General features: G+C 72.3%; 18 protein-coding genes. 12 read left to right on the plus strand and 6 right to left on the minus strand.

What is annotated here, in order from left to right; genetic code table 11:
- The 3 genes from AB0O01_RS05590 to AB0O01_RS05600 all read left to right on the plus strand — a co-directional run bounded on the left by AB0O01_RS05590 (nt 1) and on the right by AB0O01_RS05600 (nt 4,930).
- Complete coding sequence (locus AB0O01_RS05590; RefSeq protein WP_365311149.1) at nt 1–1,578, plus strand: PP2C family serine/threonine-protein phosphatase; 1,578 nt, start codon at nt 1–3, stop codon at nt 1,576–1,578.
- A 465-nt stretch (nt 1,579–2,043) separates the two neighbouring features.
- On the plus strand, nt 2,044–3,396 hold the full coding sequence (locus AB0O01_RS05595; protein ID WP_365311150.1) for a VWA domain-containing protein: 1,353 nt from the start codon (nt 2,044–2,046) through the stop codon (nt 3,394–3,396).
- Between the two features lie 70 nt (nt 3,397–3,466).
- Nucleotides 3,467–4,930: an FHA domain-containing protein gene (locus AB0O01_RS05600; RefSeq protein WP_365311151.1), complete on the plus strand. Its 1,464-nt coding sequence runs from the start codon at nt 3,467–3,469 to the stop codon at nt 4,928–4,930.
- A 30-nt stretch (nt 4,931–4,960) separates the two neighbouring features.
- Here AB0O01_RS05600 and AB0O01_RS05605 read toward each other — a convergent pair whose 3' ends face one another.
- Nucleotides 4,961–5,953: a methyltransferase domain-containing protein gene (locus tag AB0O01_RS05605; RefSeq protein ID WP_365311152.1), complete on the minus strand. Its 993-nt coding sequence runs from the start codon at nt 5,951–5,953 to the stop codon at nt 4,961–4,963.
- A 209-nt stretch (nt 5,954–6,162) separates the two neighbouring features.
- On the opposite strand from AB0O01_RS05605, the gene AB0O01_RS05610 reads away from it, so the two are divergent.
- Nucleotides 6,163–6,483, plus strand: a complete 321-nt coding sequence (locus AB0O01_RS05610; protein ID WP_365311153.1) for a hypothetical protein — start codon at nt 6,163–6,165, stop codon at nt 6,481–6,483.
- Between the two features lie 46 nt (nt 6,484–6,529).
- On the opposite strand, the gene AB0O01_RS05615 is transcribed toward AB0O01_RS05610, so the two are convergent.
- Nucleotides 6,530–7,210, minus strand: coding sequence for a TetR/AcrR family transcriptional regulator (locus tag AB0O01_RS05615; protein WP_365311260.1), 681 nt, complete (start codon nt 7,208–7,210; stop codon nt 6,530–6,532).
- Between the two features lie 200 nt (nt 7,211–7,410).
- On the opposite strand from AB0O01_RS05615, the gene AB0O01_RS05620 reads away from it, so the two are divergent.
- Both AB0O01_RS05620 and AB0O01_RS05625 read left to right on the plus strand, forming a co-directional pair.
- Nucleotides 7,411–8,601, plus strand: a complete 1,191-nt coding sequence (locus tag AB0O01_RS05620) for an FAD-dependent monooxygenase (RefSeq protein ID WP_365311154.1) — start codon at nt 7,411–7,413, stop codon at nt 8,599–8,601.
- A gap of 41 nt (nt 8,602–8,642) precedes the next feature.
- Nucleotides 8,643–10,139, plus strand: a complete 1,497-nt coding sequence (locus AB0O01_RS05625; protein WP_365311155.1) for an MFS transporter — start codon at nt 8,643–8,645, stop codon at nt 10,137–10,139.
- Here the strand turns inward: AB0O01_RS05625 and AB0O01_RS05630 are convergent.
- Together AB0O01_RS05630 and AB0O01_RS05635 are read right to left on the minus strand one after the other, a co-directional pair.
- Nucleotides 10,061–10,534 (minus strand): hypothetical protein, encoded by a 474-nt coding sequence (locus AB0O01_RS05630; RefSeq protein ID WP_365311156.1) that lies wholly within the window; start codon nt 10,532–10,534, stop codon nt 10,061–10,063. The genes AB0O01_RS05625 and AB0O01_RS05630 overlap by 79 nt on opposite strands.
- Nucleotides 10,535–10,572: 38 nt before the next feature.
- The gene (locus AB0O01_RS05635; RefSeq protein WP_365311157.1) at nt 10,573–10,800 is read right to left on the minus strand and encodes a DUF397 domain-containing protein; all 228 of its coding nucleotides are present in this window, start codon (nt 10,798–10,800) and stop codon (nt 10,573–10,575) included.
- 192 nt (nt 10,801–10,992) lie between these two features.
- On the opposite strand from AB0O01_RS05635, the gene AB0O01_RS05640 reads away from it, so the two are divergent.
- Genes AB0O01_RS05640 through AB0O01_RS05650 form a run of 3 tightly spaced genes read left to right on the plus strand, consistent with a single transcriptional unit; the run spans nt 10,993 to nt 12,634 of the window.
- Complete coding sequence (locus AB0O01_RS05640) at nt 10,993–11,250, plus strand: hypothetical protein (protein WP_365311158.1); 258 nt, start codon at nt 10,993–10,995, stop codon at nt 11,248–11,250.
- Nucleotides 11,225–11,758, plus strand: a complete 534-nt coding sequence (locus tag AB0O01_RS05645; RefSeq protein ID WP_365311159.1) for a DUF6879 family protein — start codon at nt 11,225–11,227, stop codon at nt 11,756–11,758. The genes AB0O01_RS05640 and AB0O01_RS05645 overlap by 26 nt, the downstream gene beginning before the upstream one ends.
- A gap of 24 nt (nt 11,759–11,782) precedes the next feature.
- The gene (locus tag AB0O01_RS05650) at nt 11,783–12,634 is read left to right on the plus strand and encodes a helix-turn-helix transcriptional regulator (RefSeq protein WP_365311160.1); all 852 of its coding nucleotides are present in this window, start codon (nt 11,783–11,785) and stop codon (nt 12,632–12,634) included.
- Between the two features lie 42 nt (nt 12,635–12,676).
- Here the strand turns inward: AB0O01_RS05650 and AB0O01_RS05655 are convergent, their stop codons facing one another.
- Both AB0O01_RS05655 and AB0O01_RS05660 read right to left on the minus strand, forming a co-directional pair.
- Nucleotides 12,677–13,081 (minus strand): DUF397 domain-containing protein, encoded by a 405-nt coding sequence (locus AB0O01_RS05655; protein ID WP_365311161.1) that lies wholly within the window; start codon nt 13,079–13,081, stop codon nt 12,677–12,679.
- Nucleotides 12,969–13,868, minus strand: a complete 900-nt coding sequence (locus AB0O01_RS05660) for a DUF5753 domain-containing protein (RefSeq protein ID WP_365311163.1) — start codon at nt 13,866–13,868, stop codon at nt 12,969–12,971. Before AB0O01_RS05660 ends, AB0O01_RS05655 begins: the two co-directional genes overlap by 113 nt.
- 248 nt (nt 13,869–14,116) lie before the next feature.
- Between AB0O01_RS05660 and AB0O01_RS05665 the strand changes: the two genes are divergently transcribed.
- The 3 genes from AB0O01_RS05665 to AB0O01_RS05675 are packed head-to-tail and all read left to right on the plus strand — an operon-like array spanning nt 14,117 to nt 15,887.
- A complete protein-coding gene (locus AB0O01_RS05665) occupies nt 14,117–14,590 on the plus strand; it encodes an ATP-binding protein (RefSeq protein ID WP_365311164.1) in 474 nt (157 codons plus the stop codon).
- Between the two features lie 51 nt (nt 14,591–14,641).
- Nucleotides 14,642–15,469 carry a hypothetical protein gene (locus AB0O01_RS05670; RefSeq protein ID WP_365311165.1) on the plus strand — a complete coding sequence of 276 codons (828 nt, stop codon included), beginning with the start codon at nt 14,642–14,644 and terminating at the stop codon, nt 15,467–15,469.
- Between the two features lie 4 nt (nt 15,470–15,473).
- On the plus strand, nt 15,474–15,887 hold the full coding sequence (locus AB0O01_RS05675) for a globin (protein ID WP_365311166.1): 414 nt from the start codon (nt 15,474–15,476) through the stop codon (nt 15,885–15,887).
- Nucleotides 15,888–15,956: the final 69 nt, after the last annotated feature.

Below are 15,956 nucleotides of genomic sequence, written 5' to 3' on the forward strand. Positions count from 1 at the left end.
ATGACGCAGAAGCCCCCCCAGACGCCCCACACGCCCCCGCAGGCCGCTGTGTCCCATTGCCCCAGTTGCGCGGAGCCGCTGGAGTCGGGCGACCGTTTCTGCGGGGCGTGCGGCTACGACCTGTCCGCGGTGCCGCTGCGCCCGGACGAGCACCCGACGCTGACCCTGGGCGCGCCCGCGCCGCCACCCCCTCCGGGTCCGCCCCCGGCGCCGGAGGAGCCACCGGGCTGGCCCGCCGCCGCGCCCGGCTCCTCGGGGAGCCAGGCGACCCATCTGCCGACGGACCTGCGGGGCACGGACTCCGGGGGGATCCCGCTCCCGGAGCGGGGCGCCCCGCCGGGGGCGTCGGCCGCGGCGCCGCTGGGCGCGGTGCCGCCGCAGGGTCCGCGCGCGGTACCGGACGGCGGGCAGCCGGCGCCCGGGGTCCGCTTCGACCGCCGCGCGGGCGCCCCGGAGCCGCACTCCTCCGCACCGGCAGCCGCCTCCGTACCACCGCCCCCCTCGTCACCGCCCCCCGCACAGCCACCCTCCGGACCGCCCGCCTCCGGACCGCTTTCCGCCGGACCGCCCTCCCACGAGCCCGACGAGTATCCGCTCCAGGCACCCGATCCCCGGATCGCCGAGCCGCAGCAGACGCCGTCCGGGGCTGGGGCCGGGGGCGGGGTGCCGGTGTGTGTGGCGTGCCGCGCCGGGCGGGTGGACAGCGACGGGTACTGCGAGAACTGCGGCCACGCCCAGCCGCGCGAACGCGACCACATGGAGCGGGAGTCGGGCCCGGTGGCCGCCGTCAGCGACCGCGGGCTGCGCCACCACCGCAACGAGGACGCCTTCACCGTCGCCCACACCGCGCTGCCCGACGGCTCCCCCGCCGTGCTGGCGATCGTCTGCGACGGGGTGTCCTCGGCGACCCGCCCGGACGATGCCTCGCTGGCCGCCTCGCGCGCGGCCGGGGACAGTCTGCTCGCCGCGCTGCCCGCCGGGACCCATCCGCAGCAGGCCATGCACGACGCGATCGTCGCCGCGTCCCTCGCGGTCAACTCGCTGGCCAACGAGCCCGCGACGGCCCGCGAGCAGGCCCCGCACCAGAACGCCCCGGCGTGCACCCTGGTCGGCGCGATCGTCACGGGCGGGCTGCTGGTGGTGGGCTGGGTCGGCGACAGCCGGGCCTACTGGATCCCGGCCGACCGCACCTCGCCGCCCGCCCGCCTCACCGAGGACGACTCCTGGGCCGCCCAGATGGTCGCCGCGGGCCTGATGAACGAGGCGGAGGCGTACGCCGACGAGCGCGCCCACGCGATCACCGGCTGGCTCGGCGCGGACGCCTATGAACTGGAGCCGCACACCGCGTCCTTCAAACCGGACCGCCCGGGTGTGGTGATCGTCTGCACCGACGGCCTGTGGAACTACGCCGAGGGCGCGGAGGAGATGGCCCGGACGGTACCGGTCGACGCGGCGGTCCGGCCGCTGCACAGCGCCCGGGTCCTGGTCGGCCACGCCCTGGACGGCGGGGGCCACGACAACGTAACAGTGGCCGTGCTGCCGTTCCCGGCGGTACCGCAGGGGGCAGGATCGGCCTGAGGCGGGTGGTGGCGGGGGTGGCCGGTGCCGCCCGGCCCGCTCGGCGGGACGGTCCGCCCGGCGCCCGGGACGGGCCCCGCGCCGGGGAAGGCCCCTGGGGGCCGCCCGGCCGGTAACCGGGCGAGCAGGTCCGGCAGCGAGCCGGGCACCGGCTCCGGCGGCGGGCCGGACCCGCGCCAAGGGGCCAAGAGGTCAAGAGGCCAAGGGAGCCAAGGGAGCCAAGGGTTCCAAAGGGCCAAGCGGCCAAGGGCCCAAGGGTCCAAGGGCCCAAGGGTCCAAGGAGCCGAGGGTTCCCCGGAGGGGGCGGCCCGCGTTCGACGGGTTCCCGGAGGGAATCTGTACCGAAAGCATCGAAAGTCAATCGAAAGCCGATCGAAGATGATCGTCCGCGGGTCGGAGGGGACCGGTCCGCTCACCGATGGCGTCCCGGCGGACCCGGGGCGTGCGAGGGGGATGTGAACAGGGATGGCGAACTTCTCGAAGTCCAAGGTGCCGCAGTTCTCGATGGACGTGTACCAGAACGAGTACCTGCCGGAGGGGGGCCGCGAGGTCAACGCGATCGTCACGGTCAGCGCGATCGGCGGCGGGACCGTCGGCAGCGCGGTCGCGGCGCCGCACCTCTACTCACCGGGGCAGGGCCCGTCCGCCGCCGTGGCGCTGATGGTCGACTGCTCGGGGTCGATGGACTACCCGCCGACCAAGATGCGCGGTGCCCGGGACGCGACCGCCGCCGCGATCGACGCCCTGCGCGACGGTGTGGAGTTCGCGGTGATCGACGGCACCCATGTGGCGCGGGAGGTGTACCCCGGCGGCGGGCGTCTGGCGGTGGCCAGTCCGGCCACCCGGGACCTGGCCAAGCAGGCGCTGCGGCGACTGAGCGCGGGCGGCGGCACGGCGATCGGCACCTGGCTGCGGCTGGCCGACCGGCTGCTGTCGGCGGCGGAGGTCGAGATCCGGCACGGCATCCTGCTGACCGACGGCCGCAACGAGCACGAGGCGCCGGAGGATCTGAGGGCGGCGCTGGACTCCTGCGCCGGGCGGTTCACCTGTGACGCCCGGGGCGTGGGGACGGACTGGGAAGTGAAAGAAGTCACAGGGATCGCGTCCGCGCTGCTCGGCACGGCCGACATCGTGGCCGACCCGTCCGGTCTGACCGCCGACTTCACGCAGATGATGGAGACGGCGATGGGCAAGGAGGTCGCCGATGTCTCCCTGCGCCTGTGGACCCCGGTCGGGACGACGATCAAGTACGTGAAGCAGGTCGCCCCGCGCGTCGAGGACCTCACGGCCAGACGCACCGAGGCGGGTCCGCGCGCGGGCGACTACCCCACCGGTTCCTGGGGCGACGAGTCCCGTGACTACCACATCTGTGTCGAGGTCCCGGCGGCCGGTCTGGGCCAGGAGATGCTGGCGGCGAGAGCCTCGCTGGTCATACCCGAGCCCGGGGGCGGGTCCGTGCGCAATCTCGGCACACAGGGGCTCGTGCGGGCGGTCTGGACCGACGACATGGTCGCGTCGACGTCGATCAATCCGCAGGTCGCCCACTACACCGGGCAGGCCGAACTGGCGCAAGTCATCCAACAAGGGCTGGATTTGCGCAAATCCGGAGATGTGGAGGGAGCAACGGCCAAGTTCGGCCGCGCGGTTCAGCTCGCCAGCGCCTCCGGCAACGGGGATACGGCGAAACTCCTTGCGAAGGTGGTGGATGTCGTCGACGCCACGACGGGTACTGTGCGACTGAAGACGAAGGTCGCGGAGGCCGACGAGATGACGCTCGAAACCCGGTCGACACAGACTGTTCGTGTAAAGAAGCAGTAGCAGCGACAGCAGCCCCTCGGGGTGGGAGACCGGCCGTGGGGCCGGGAGAAGGAGAGGGGGAGGCGCCGACATGCCGACCTGCCCGAACGGACACCAGTCGGGTTCCGACGACTGGTGCGAGGTCTGCGGTCACCGCATGGCCGGTGCCGTACCGCCGCCTCCCCCGCCGCCGCCTCCGGCCGCCGGGGGCTACGGCTTCCCGCCGCCCGCCGGGGGCCAGCCCGGCGCGGGCGGGGGCTACCCCGGCCCGGTCGGGGGACGTCCGCCCGAGCTGTGCCCGCAGTGCCGCACGCCCCGCGAGGGGGCGGCGCCGTTCTGCGAGGAGTGCCGGTGGAACTTCCTGACCAACACGGCGACGTCGTACACGCCCGCGGCCCCGCGCCCCCCGGCCGGCGGCCCGCCCCCGAGCTTCCAGACGGGCCCGCCCCCCGGCCAGGGCCCCGGCGGCCCCGGTCCGACGTACGGCGGTGGCGCCGACCCCTACGACTACCAGGGCTCGCGCCCGTCCCAGATAAACCGGCCGGCGGAGCCGATTCCGCCGGGAGGGGGCGCGTTCGGCGACCCCAACGCACCACGACCGGGAGGCCCCGGTGGACCGGGGGGTCCGGGTGGGCCAGGGGGACTGGGCGGTCCGGGTGGACCGGGCGGGCCCAACGGCCCCGGCGGCTTCGGCGGCCCCGCCCCCGGCCCCTACGGCAGCCCGGGTGACCCCTCGCGGCCGGTGCCCCAGCCGACCAACCCCGGACCGCCCGGACCCGGACCGGGCCCTGGCATGACCGGCGGCGGTGGCGTTGGCGGCGCCCCGCAGGCGTTCCACCAGCCCGGCCAGCCCGGCCAGCCGGGCGCGCTCCCGGGTCGGCCGGGGGCGCCCGTACACCCGGGTCATCCAGGCGGCCACCCCGGCGGCCATCCCGGCCCCTCCGGTCCCCCCGGGCCGCCCTCTCCCCCGCCGCACCCCGGATTCCCGCAGGAGTCGGGCCGCCCGCCGGGCCCCGGCGGACCCTATGGGAACGCGGAGGACGACTGGGTGATCCCGCCGCCCGCCGGTGGCGGTGCCCCCGGCGGATACGGCTACCCGCAGCCGGGCTCGACGCAGGCGCCCCCCGCGCCGCCCGCCCCGCAGCGCCCGCTCACCTGGTCGGCGACGATCGGCCCCGACCGGGACTACTTCCTCGCGATGATGCAGCGCTCGGGCCCCGAGGCCGCGGGCCTGAACCTCCCGGCGTACTCCCCGGAGCAGCAGCGCGCGCTCACCGGCAACCAGATCACCATCGGCCGCCGCAGACACTCGACCGGGGAGACCCCGGACATCGATCTGTCGGTGCCGCCGGAGGACCCCGGGGTCTCGCACCAGCACGCGGTCCTGGTGCAGCAGCCGGACGGGAGCTGGGCGGTGGTCGACCAGAACTCCACGAACGGAACGACGGTGAACGGCTCGGAGGAGCCGATCCAGCCGTACGTACCGGTGCCGTTGCAGGACGGCGACCGGGTGCATGTCGGGGCGTGGACGACGATCACGATCCGGCGCGGCTGAGGGGCGGCTGAGGGGCGACCGAGGGGTGTCTCACCCCGGGAGGGGCCAGGCGTACGGCCCCTCCGGTTCGTCGAGCCAGGACCAGGCGCGGTCGCCGTCGACGGTGATGCCGTAGCGCTCGCGCGGGGGCCGTCCCTCGTGCTCCCAGAGGGCGTGGGCGTCCTGGGGGTCGAGGCTGCCGCGGGTGAGGGCGGCGAGGAAGCGGAAGAGTTCGTGTTCCCGGACCCGGCGGGGGACGCCGGCCAGGGATGTGGGGTCCGCCTCCGTCTCCGGGCGGCCGGTGCCGCGCAGGGGGACGAAGTAGGCGGGGGTGTCGAGGAAGCGTCCCTCGGCCCGGCCGGGCGCGCTGACGTCGAGGGCGATGACGCCGGTGGCGAGCGGGGTGAGGATCCGGCCGCCGGGGCGGCACTGGGTGAGCCAGGGGCGCGGGATCGTGGCCAGGGCGCAGGTGGCGATGATCCGGTCGAAGGGGGCGCGTTCGGGGACGCCCCGGGCGCCGTCGCCGGTGACGACGACGGGGTGGTGCCCGGCGCGGGCGAGATGGGCGCGGGCGGAGTCGGTGATCTCGGGTTCGAGGTCGATGGTGGTGACGAGGGAGTCGTCGCCGAGCCGGTGGGCGAGCAGGGCGGCGTTGTAGCCGGTGCCGGTGCCGATCTCCAGGACGCGGTCCCGTGGGCGCACCCCGAGGGCGACCAGCATCAGCGCCATCAGCGACGGCTGGCTGCTGGAGGAGAGGAGTTCCCCGTCGCGGAGCTTGGTGGCGAGGGGGGTGTCGGCGTAGGCGCCGAGGAGCCAGCGGTCACGGGCGGCGGGGTCGGGGTCCTCGCCCCAGCGGCGCTCATAGCCGCCGGTGGCGCCGACGTAGTAGTACGGCACGAAGAGATGGCGGGGTACGGCGAGGAAGGCGTCCCGCCAGACCGGGTCGGAGCGCCAGGCCCCCGTGGCATCGATCCGGCGCACCAGCGCGTCACGCGCCGACACGGCCAGCCGCGCCGATTCCCGGCCGGGGGCGTGGGGGGTCATGCCTCCACTGTGCGACGGTTCGGGGCGGGAAGCGAGCACGGCGGGCCGTACGCCCGAGTAACCACATAAGCGCATGAATCACTCATTCGGGCGGGAGTCGATATGAATCGTCTCTGAACCGCGCGGACCTGTGGGATGCCCCCTTCGAGGGCCGGATTTCGGGGAGCCCTCACCGCACACACCAGGGGCAGAGAGAAGAGGACATCCTCATGACCGGATCCGCACATCTGGGTCGGCTGGGTCTGACCCTCGGCACCGCGGCCGTCCTGACGGTCGGCCTGGCCACCGGGGCGCACGGCGCCACGGGCAACCTCCGGTACTTCAGCGCCGCCGGGCAGGAGCTGACGATCACCAACCCGCCCGACAACGTCTGCATCAACCTCCAGTTCCGGGCGCGGCTCCTCGTCAACGAGACCAACAAGGTGGTGAGTTACTACTTCGGCGTCAACTGCACCAACTTCACCGGCAATCTGGACCCGGGCCGGACGGTGAGCAGCCAGAACCCGTTCTCGGTGAGGTTCAACGTCTGACGCGTCCCGGGGGCGTGGGCGGGGCTTCTCCCCCGTCATGCACCGGTCAGGCCCGTGGGCGTCGGGTCCGACCCGTAGCGGCGGGCACCCCGGTGGGCGGGGCGGCGGTCGGGGCGGTGGTTGCCCGGATGCCCGCGAGGATCACCGTGACGATGCGTTCCGCGTCCGTGCGCGAGAACGGGCGCATACCGCGGTTGACGATGAGATGGACCGGCCCGGAGAGCATCTCGCCGAGGAAACCGCTGTCGACCGGCGGGAGTTCACCCCGTTCGACGGCCGTGTCCACCCGGCGCCGCAGAGCGGCCACCCGCTGGTCGAGGATCTTGCCGAGCGCCTGGACGGTGGCGGCGTGCCGGGCGGGCTGGAGGGCCTGTTCGAGGGTCCGGCCGAAGGGGGTCTCCAGGCCACCGGCGAGGGCGACCAGGAAATCCACCAGGTCACGGTGGAGATCGCCAGTGTCGGCGACCGAGGCGAGGCCCTCGGCATAGCGCAGCAGCGCCTCGACCACGAGTTCCTCACGGTCGGGCCAGTTGCGGTAGACGCTGGTCCGGTGGACCCCGGCGGTCTCGGCGACCTCCTCGTAGCGGAAGCCCGCGATGCCGTCGCGGGCGACGAGTTCGACGGTCGCGTCGAGGATCTGCGCCCGGACCCGGGCGGTACGGCCACCGGGGCGACGGGCGGGGCGACTGTCATCCGGGGAGCGGTCTGGGGCGGCCCCATTGGCCATCACGCGCTCACCTCCTGCCCTTCCACCCTGCTGCCACTTTGCTCCCGGCCGACTGCCGGCCCGCTCCCGGCCGGTGCTCCGCCGGGGTGGCGATTGTCGCCAGGTGGGGCGTTGCGGTGCAAGCCGGGGATCAGTAGTCTCGCTTAAAGCGACAGATCGTCGCTTTAACAAATCTCCTCCGACCCCGGGAGCAGCCCGCCATGAAGATCCTCATCTCCGGAGCCGGTGTGGCCGGGCTCGCCTGCGCCCGGGAGCTGGGCGTCCGCGGCCATGACGTCACCCTGGTCGAACAGGCCCCCGGGCTCCGGCTCACCGGCACGCCCATCGACATCCGGGGTGCGGCGATCGAGGCCGTGGCCGCGATGGGGCTGCTGCCGGAGATCCGGCGGCGCAGGGTGCGGATGTCCGAGCGGACCTGGTTCGTGGACAGCGCGGGGGAGCCGGTGGCGCGGATGCCGATGGCGGCGGTCAGCGACTCGGCCGACGACATCGAGCTGCTCCGCGAGGACCTCATACGGATCCTCGCCGACGCACTACCGGCAGCCACCGCACCGGCCACCCCGCCAGCCACCGCACCGGCCACCGCACCGGCCACCGCGCCGACGATCCGCTTCGGGGACGCGATCGTCGCGATATCGGAGGAGCCGGACGGCGTCGACATCCGCTTCGTCTCCGGCCTCGCCGGGCGCTACGACCTCGTCCTGGGCGCCGACGGCCAGCACTCGGCGGTGCGCAGGCTGGTGTTCGGCCCCGACGGGGACCATCTGCGCCATCTGGGCGTCTACTTCGCCCTGGCCGACCACCCCGCCGAGGCGGACTCCGAGGGCCCGAACTCCCTCTACAACGTCCCGCGCCGGATGGCGGGCCTGTTCCGGTACGGGGGCCGGGCGGTGGCGGTCTTCCAGTTCCGTTCGGAGCGGCTCGACTTCGATCACCGGGACCTGGACGCCCAGAAGCGGATCCTCGCCGACGCCTTCGCGGGCTTCCGGTCGTGGCGGATCCCGGAGCTGCTCGACGCTGCGCGCGCCGATCCCGCGTTCTACCTCACCGCCGCGAGCCAGGTCCATCTGCCCGCCTGGCACCGGGGCCGGGTCGCCCTGGTCGGGGACGCCGGTTACTGCCCGGCCTTCCTCTCCGGCCGGGGCACGTCCCTCGCGCTCCTCGGCGCCCGCTTCCTGGCGGAGGAACTAGACCGCCGGGGCCCCGGACCCGACCCCGCCCCCGGCCACTCCGAAGCATTCGCCCGCTACGAGGCCCGGCTGCGTCCCCATGTCACCCGCGCCCAGGACCGGGTGCACGGCGGCCGTGACCGCATGCTGCCGGAGAGCTGGGGCGATATCGCCGCCCGGAACAAGGCGCTGCGCGCACTGGACACCCCCGACCGCCTCTGACCCCCTGCCTCCCCCCACGCCTCTCCTTGGAGAACCCCGCAGTGACAGCGACAGACAACGACAGCAACAACGACCTCAGCAGCACCCCCGCCCAGGAACACCGCTGGAGCGGACGGCTGATCCTCTGGGCGGTGGTCCTGACCCTCGCCAATGTCCTGGCGGACCTGGCCATCGGCTCACCGATGATGGTGCTGCCCCAGTTACTGGAGCACTTCGACACCGATCAGGCGGCGTGGCTGGGCGCGAGCGCGATGCTGGCCGGGGCGATCTGGTCGCCGCTGCTGGCGAGGAGCGCCGATCTGTTCGGCCTGCGCCGGATCCTGATCGGCACGCTGCTGCTGGCCTGCGCGGGAGCGCTGATCTGCTTCACGGCACCCAATGTCTGGGTCTTCCTGGCGGGCCGGTTCCTCCAGGGTGCGGCCTTCGCGTCGATCTTCATCACGGTGGCGCTGGCCCGCCGGATCTGCGCTCCGCGGGTGGCGATGGCCCTGATCGGGCTGGTGACATCGGGCTCGTCGGTGGTGGGGGTGGTCGAACCGTTCGTGATGGAGCCGGTCATCGACCGGTTCGGTTTCCGGAGTGTGTTCCTGCTGGCGGCGCTGCTGGCCGTGGTGGCGGCGGTGTGCGTCCGTGCCGTCGTCCCGGAGGCGCCGGTGCGGGCCACCGGGCGGGTGGATGTGGGCGGGGCGCTGCTGCTGGGCGGGGGGCTGGCGGCGGTACTGGCGTATGTCAGCCTGGGGAGTGAGCTGGGTCTGCTGTCCGGGGCGGCGCTCGCGCTGCTGACGGCGGGTGCGGCGGGGCTGGTGGGGTGGGTGTACTTCGCGAGGCGTGTACGGGACCCCATCATCGACCTGCGGGCGCTCAGCCGCCCGATCCTGCTGACGCTGCTGGCGCTGGTGCTGGCGGCGGGGTCGTTCCGCAGCATGCTGCAACTGACGAGCATCATCGCCCAGGTCCCCGCCGACCTGGGGCTCGGCTACGGCCTGGGTGACGGCGAGGCGGTCGCCGTCCTCCTCGCGACACCCAACCTGGGGATCGTGGTGGGCGGCACGCTGGCCGGCTGGGTCGCGGGCAGGTACGGCCCCGCGCTCCCGCTCCTCATCGGCATAGCCCTCGGGGCGGTGGCGACGTTCGGGATGCTGGCGGGGGTGTCGAGCCTGCCGGTGGCGCTCGGCTGCGGGGCGCTGGTCGGGATGGCGGCCGGGGCGATCGGGGCGTCCGGCTACAACCTGGCGACCGGCACGGAGGCGCCGGAGCGCCAGGGGACGACGGCGGGCCTGGTCTCGGTCGTCCTGGCGGTGGGCTCGGTCCTCTTCAGCTTCACGGGCGCGGAGATCCTCAAGGCGACGCGCCTCCCGGGCAGGTCGGAGAGCGCGGTGGAGGGGGTGTACGGGTACGTGGGGATGGCGGCGGCGCTGTTCGCGCTGGCGGCGATTCCGGCGACGGCACTGCTGCTGCGTCACGGCCGCCGCAGGGGGCAGTCCAGCCGGGGGGCGGCCCGGTTGGGCGAGCAGGTCACGAGGGAGAGGTGGAGGTAGGAGGGCCGTTCGAGATAGAACCCGCGGGCCAGGTCCCCACCCCACGCCAGCCGCGCGACGACACCCGGGACCAGTACCGCGAGCCGCCCCTGATCCCGCTCGGCCGGGGCGGCGAACCGCCCGGCGTAGGAGGCGACGCACTCCGCGAGCCACTCGGCGGCGTCCCTGGGCTCGGCCCAGGTACCTCGCACCAGTGCCGCCGGTTTGATGAGCCAGTGGGCGATCTCCAGCGGCGGGAGATCGGCGACCGGGAATTCGGCGGTGACCTCCCGATAGCGCTGGATCAGCTCCGGCTTGCTGTCGCCGGGTGGGGGGAGAGGGTGGGCGGGGCGGCGGAGGGCTTCGTTGTCGAAGCGGTGTTTGGGGCCGGTCCATAGGTATCCGTGATGGTGCACCTGGCGTGCCTCTCGGGACCGTGCGGCCGTGGCCGGCGTCAGACCGACAGGCCGAAGCGGGTCGGGTCGATGCCGGCGGCGTGGAGTTCGGCGGTGGTGAACCGGAGCGGGGTGGCGGTGGGGCGCTTGCTGTCGCCGAGCGCCCAGGCGTCGGTGCCGAGGGCGGCGAGGGTGGCGCAGGATTCGCCGTCGGGGTGGGTGTTGCCGCCGCAGGCGGGGCGGAAGGTGGTGGGGTCGGGGAGGGGGAGGTCGTAGAGGTCGGTCATTGCCGGTGCCCTTCTTCCGGGTGGTCGGGGTGGGCCACGTTAGGGGGAGGGCGGGATGGGGTGCCAGCGTTGTGCATGGATGTGCGTGCAGGCTTGTTTAGTGCTGCTTGGCCCTGGCCCTGACTTGACGTCAGGCGGCTGGGGCGCGAGATTTGCGCGCAGCAGTGCACAACGACGACGAGGGAGGTCATCATGCTCTTACGGTTCATCGGGATCGACCCGGAGACCGAGTTGGAGGGTTCGCCAACCGCCTGGGTGGACGTCGACAACGCGGACATCGTGCTTCAGAGCTACACCGCGGACGACGCGACGCGAGCCGCGTGTGTGAAGAACACCGCCCCCGGGCACGCCGAAGGCATTCCCGGCCACGAGTCCGTGATCCGCGTTCCGGCCCGCCTGGTGCCGATGCTGAGGGAGGCGGGCAATGTCGCAGAACGTGCCCAGCTTTAGTGAACTCCTGGGCGCCGCCCAGCACTCCGCCGTGCATCTCGAAATGCGCGACCAGTACGCGGTCGGCGACGAGGCGGACGACTTCGAGACCTGGCTGCGGACGGGAGAGCGGGACGCCGATCCCGCCTCGGAGTACTGGGCGCCCTGGGTCGACCTGATCTCGCGCACGGTCGCGCGCGGAGTCGTCGTACGCCGGGCCCGGATCGTCTCCGAGCCGGTCACGGACTACATCCGCTACGAGCACGCGGGCGCTTCCGTCAATGTGACGGCCGGCGAGCAGGTGCGGTGGCTGCCGCGCCACCGGGCCGTCGATCTGATGCTGCCCGGCGCGGATCTGTGGATCTTCGACGGCGCGCGCGTACTGTTCAACCTCTTCAACGGCGCCGGTGACTGGGCCGATCCGCGCCAGGATCTTCGGACCGAACCGGGTATCGTCAAACAGTGTTCGGATGCGTTCGAAGCGGTCTGGGAGCGTGCTGTCCCGCACAGCACATACGAGATTCACTGAACAGAAAGCGTCGTTGGCCGTCTCATGCCCATCTCGCCGTCATCCTCGGCTCAGGCCGCGCGTGAGAATGTCGCGCGGCAGTTGCGGAATCTGCGAAGGAACGCAGGTCTGACGGTGGCGGAGCTGGCCGACGCGTGCGGATGGCATCACGCGAAGACCTCACGCATCGAGAACGCCCGCACCCCGCCCTCCCCGACCGACATCCGTCTGTGGTGCCGCGCGACCGACGCCACGGACCGGGTCCCGGACCTGATCGACGCCTCCCAGCAGGCGGAATCCCTGTACCGGGAGTGGCGGCAGCGCGTGCGCACCGGGCTGGCCAAGCTCCAGGACAGCTATGTCGGGCGGTATCAGGCGACCCGGCTGCTGCGCGTGTACTCCCCCGTGGTGGTTCCTGGGCTGTTGCAGACCCAGGGCTACGCCCAGGCATTGCTGAGCAGCAGCGCCCGTCTGCACGACGTGCCCGACGACGCGGCGGAGGCGGCTGCGGCCCGCGTGCGGCGGTCCCAGGTGATCCATGAACCCGGCCACCGGTACGTCCTCCTCATCGAGGAGGCGGTGCTCCGCTACCAGCTCGGTGACGCGGAGGCCATGGCCGCGCAGTTGGGGCACCTGCTCACCGCGGGGGCGCTGCCGCAGGTGTCGTTCGGCATCATTCCGACGGCCACGCGCGAGCGCGTGATCTGGCCCAGGGAAACGTTCAACGTGTTCGACGAGACCCTCGTGTCCGTGGAGTTGGTCTCCGCCGAGGTGAACATCACCCAGCCGTCCGAGATCGCCCTGTACTTGAAGGTGTTCGAGCGACTGCGGAGCATGGCGGTGTACGGGGCGGAGGCGCGGTCGCTGATTGTGCGGGCGATCGACGCGCTGGGGTGAGGGGGCCCGGCCGGGCTGGAGAATCCCGGCCGGGCGGGGCCGTTAGTGGCGGCCGGAGCGGACGAGCCGAACGAACGATGCCCAGGCCGGGCCGGAGACGATGAGCGCCGGGCCGGTCTTGTTCTTGGAGTCCCGGACGCCGATCCCTGATGGGAAGTCGGCGACTTCGACGCAGTTGTTGCCTGCGCCGTCCGAGTACGAAGTCTTGCGCCAGATCGGAGGTGAGACGTGAGCGACTTCCACGCAACTGTTCCCGGTGCCGTCGCTGTAGGAGGACTTGTACCAGGCTTCTTCCGGAGCGACGTCGGTGGACGGCTGATGAGCTCGATGAGTGTTAATGGCTCTGCTGCTTTCCGGTGAACGCTTCCAGGAAAACGATGGTCTCCTCCAAGCCGAGCGCGGACCCGACCATCGCGTTGAACCGGCGGGTGAACCGGTCGACCTCACGGGGCTTGTCCGACGTGGACACGCTACCCCACGCATTATCTGACTGGACCCGGGACGGTAGTCCGCTCAGATGCAGAATGGCGAAGTCGTTGGTGGCCCTGTAGCCGCGCTTGAAGGGGAGTACCTGTATCGAGATGTGGTCCTGGCGAGCCAGATCGATCAGCTCTCGGTACTGGCTCTGCATGACAGCCTCGTCCCCGACCGGGATGCGCAGTGCCGCCTCCCCGACGATCACCCGAAGCCTGACGTCGTCGCGTTCGATGACCCTGCGCTTGCGCTCCATGCGCAACTCCACGTTGCGCATGATGAACTCGTTGGTGGTGTCCTCGATGGGCCGCTGCACCTCGAAGAGCGCCCGAGCATAGTCCGGGGTTTGCAGGAGGCCGTGAACCAACGTCGGGTGATAGGCCAGGATCTCCGTCGCCTCCGCCTCCAGCCCCACATAGTGCGGCATCCCCGTCGGCATGAAGGTCCGGTATTGGATCAGCCATGCCTCGTTGGGTGCCTCACGGTTCAGTTCGAGAAGTTGCTCCACCAACTCCTCGTCGTCCACGGAGTACCGCTTCAGCAGGGTCCGTAAGTCCCCCACATTGCGGCGGAAGTTCAGTTCGCCGCTCTCGATCCGGGCAAGGGATGCCTCGGACAGTGCCTTGAGTCCTCGCACGGCCGCCTTGCGGGTCATTCCGCGCGCCCTGCCGTCCTCGACGGGCGGACAGTTCTCGCGCAGTTGCCTGAGCTGGATCCCGAGTTCCAGACGTCGGCCCGTCGCCCCTCGTTTCGCCGCCACCTGTGCACCACTCCTCTGTGTCTGCGCTGGTCGGACATGCTGCTGTGCAGGGCATCGCGTCGGCTGAGCACTCGCGGGCGCACCCTGTGCAGGTTCCCGCATAGTCCATTTACGCCTCCGCTGAATTTTCAGCAGCGATTCGATTGATTCCCAACCCTGCCAGGCGCCACCGTAGTTGAAGACCACCACTCGGCGTGACCACTTCCCCACAACAAGTGATCTAGCCTGCCCAGGACCGGAGAACCGGCATGACCTCACCGACCCTCACCCCCACCCCCACCCCCAGCACCCCCACCACCCCCACCCTCGACCTCTCCTTCTCGCGCGACCCCGCATCCACCCCCCACCACCTCACCCCCGCCGACGCCGCCTGGCCGCGCCGGCTGCGGCGGATCGTCCGGGCCTCCCTCACCCGCCACCACTACCCCCACCTCATCGACCCCGCCGAAGTGCTCACCACCGAGCTGATCACCAACGCCCTCCGGCACGGCACCGGGCCCGAGATCCGGTTCCGGATGCGCGTCCGGGACGACCGGCTGGTCATCGCCGTACGGGACGGCTCCCCCACCGCCCCCACCCTCCGCCACGCCTCCCCCGACGACGAGCACGGCCGGGGCCTCTTCCTCGTCGCCGCGCTCGCCGATGACTGGGGTGTCAGCCCCGACTCCACCACCACCTGGTGTGTCCTTGCCCTCCACCCGGCCCCCACCCAGGCACCGTGAACACGTGACCCGTCCCCCCAACCCCCCACAAGCCCCGCAGGGAGCCCCCACGTGTTCAGTACCGAACGCCCCCTCTACGACCGCGACCGGCCCAACAGCACCGGACCCCTCGTCGTCAATCACGAGCTGGACCGGCTCGGGCTCGGTGACAACTGGTCCGTCGTCGGGGAGCAGGACGGGCGGGAGGTCTGGGGGCCCGTCATCAACTCCGGTGACGGGTGGTGCCGGGCCATGTACGCGCCGGAGTGCGCCTGGCCCCGGGGGGCGGAGTTGTGTGTCGTCGTGCAGTGGTTCCCCGATCGGGAGCTGAACAGGGTCGGGGAAGGGCTCGGGGCTCGATGGGATGCCCGGCTGGATGCCGTCGCCGTCGCGCTGCGAGGGGCGGGGTATGTCGTCGAGCGGGCCGGACGGCCGCCCGTTCCGGGGCTGGATCCGCAGGCTGATCTGCTTGTTTATCGGATGGCGGAGGGGGAGGAGCCGCCGGTGCGGCCGGACGGGGCCTGGGGGGCCGTGCCGCCTCGGCCGAGTGAGCGGAGCGAGGGGGATTCCGAGGTGGAGCCGATCGAACGGCTCCGGTATCTCGCGCGGACCGCGCGGCTGCCGTTCGTGCAGCAGATGTGGGCGCGGGAGGTGCCGAGCTGCCTGTGGCCGCCCACCGCCTCCCTGTGCGCCCGGTTGCAGTGGCGCCCGGCGCCGGGGGGCGGGGCCCGGGGTATGCGCAAGGGGAGGGGCGAGGTCGTCGACTTCGCCGCCGCCGCCGGGCTCCGGACGCAGTTGCCCGAGCGGGAGGCCCCCTGGCCCGTGGAGTTTCTCGATGTGCTGGCGTACCGGGGCGAGGGGCCGGGACCTAAGACTCAAGTCCTCCGCCGACCTGTCTGAGAGCATGGAGGGCGTGAATGAGATTCCGCGCGGCACGCTTCAGGAGCAGACCTTCTACGAGCAGGTCGGCGGGGAGGAGACCTTCCGCCGCCTGGTCCACCGCTTCTATCAGGGGGTCGCCGAGGATCCGGTGCTCCGGGCCATGTACCCGGAGGAGGACCTCGGGCCCGCCGAGGAGCGGTTCGCGCTGTTTCTCATGCAGTACTGGGGCGGCCCCACCACCTACAGCGACAACCGCGGCCACCCCCGGCTGCGCATGCGGCACGCCCCGTTCGCCGTCGACCGGGCCGCCCATGACGCCTGGCTGAAGCACATGCGGGTCGCCGTGGACGAACTCGGGCTCTCCGCCGAGCATGAGCAGACGCTCTGGAAGTATCTGACCTATGCCGCCGCCTCGATGATCAATACCGCGGGCTGAGCAGAGCGAGCGACGCCCTGATCATCGGGTGAAGCTCGGATTCCGGTCGGTCTTCGCCGATTTTCGGTC

Source organism: Streptomyces sp. NPDC093252 (assembly GCF_040683675.1).
Lineage (GTDB): Bacteria > Actinomycetota > Actinomycetes > Streptomycetales > Streptomycetaceae > Streptomyces.

What these genes read in the sequence shown, in the direction of transcription:
- AB0O01_RS05600 (WP_365311151.1), top strand. Translation starts at nt 3,467, where the DNA reads ATGCCGACCTGCCCGAACGGACACCAGTCGGGTTCCGACGACTGGTGC.
- AB0O01_RS05610 (WP_365311153.1), top strand. Translation starts at nt 6,163, where the DNA reads ATGACCGGATCCGCACATCTGGGTCGGCTGGGTCTGACCCTCGGCACC.
- AB0O01_RS05665 (WP_365311164.1), top strand. Translation starts at nt 14,117, where the DNA reads ATGACCTCACCGACCCTCACCCCCACCCCCACCCCCAGCACCCCCACC.
- AB0O01_RS05605 (WP_365311152.1), bottom strand. Translation starts at nt 5,953, where the DNA reads ATGACCCCCCACGCCCCCGGCCGGGAATCGGCGCGGCTGGCCGTGTCG.
- AB0O01_RS05635 (WP_365311157.1), bottom strand. Translation starts at nt 10,800, where the DNA reads ATGACCGACCTCTACGACCTCCCCCTCCCCGACCCCACCACCTTCCGC.
- AB0O01_RS05650 (WP_365311160.1), top strand. Translation starts at nt 11,783, where the DNA reads ATGCCCATCTCGCCGTCATCCTCGGCTCAGGCCGCGCGTGAGAATGTC.
- AB0O01_RS05620 (WP_365311154.1), top strand. Translation starts at nt 7,411, where the DNA reads ATGAAGATCCTCATCTCCGGAGCCGGTGTGGCCGGGCTCGCCTGCGCC.
- AB0O01_RS05590 (WP_365311149.1), top strand. Translation starts at nt 1, where the DNA reads ATGACGCAGAAGCCCCCCCAGACGCCCCACACGCCCCCGCAGGCCGCT.
- AB0O01_RS05645 (WP_365311159.1), top strand. Translation starts at nt 11,225, where the DNA reads ATGTCGCAGAACGTGCCCAGCTTTAGTGAACTCCTGGGCGCCGCCCAG.
- AB0O01_RS05595 (WP_365311150.1), top strand. Translation starts at nt 2,044, where the DNA reads ATGGCGAACTTCTCGAAGTCCAAGGTGCCGCAGTTCTCGATGGACGTG.
- AB0O01_RS05675 (WP_365311166.1), top strand. Translation starts at nt 15,474, where the DNA reads ATGGAGGGCGTGAATGAGATTCCGCGCGGCACGCTTCAGGAGCAGACC.
- AB0O01_RS05640 (WP_365311158.1), top strand. Translation starts at nt 10,993, where the DNA reads ATGCTCTTACGGTTCATCGGGATCGACCCGGAGACCGAGTTGGAGGGT.
- AB0O01_RS05615 (WP_365311260.1), bottom strand. Translation starts at nt 7,210, where the DNA reads ATGGCCAATGGGGCCGCCCCAGACCGCTCCCCGGATGACAGTCGCCCC.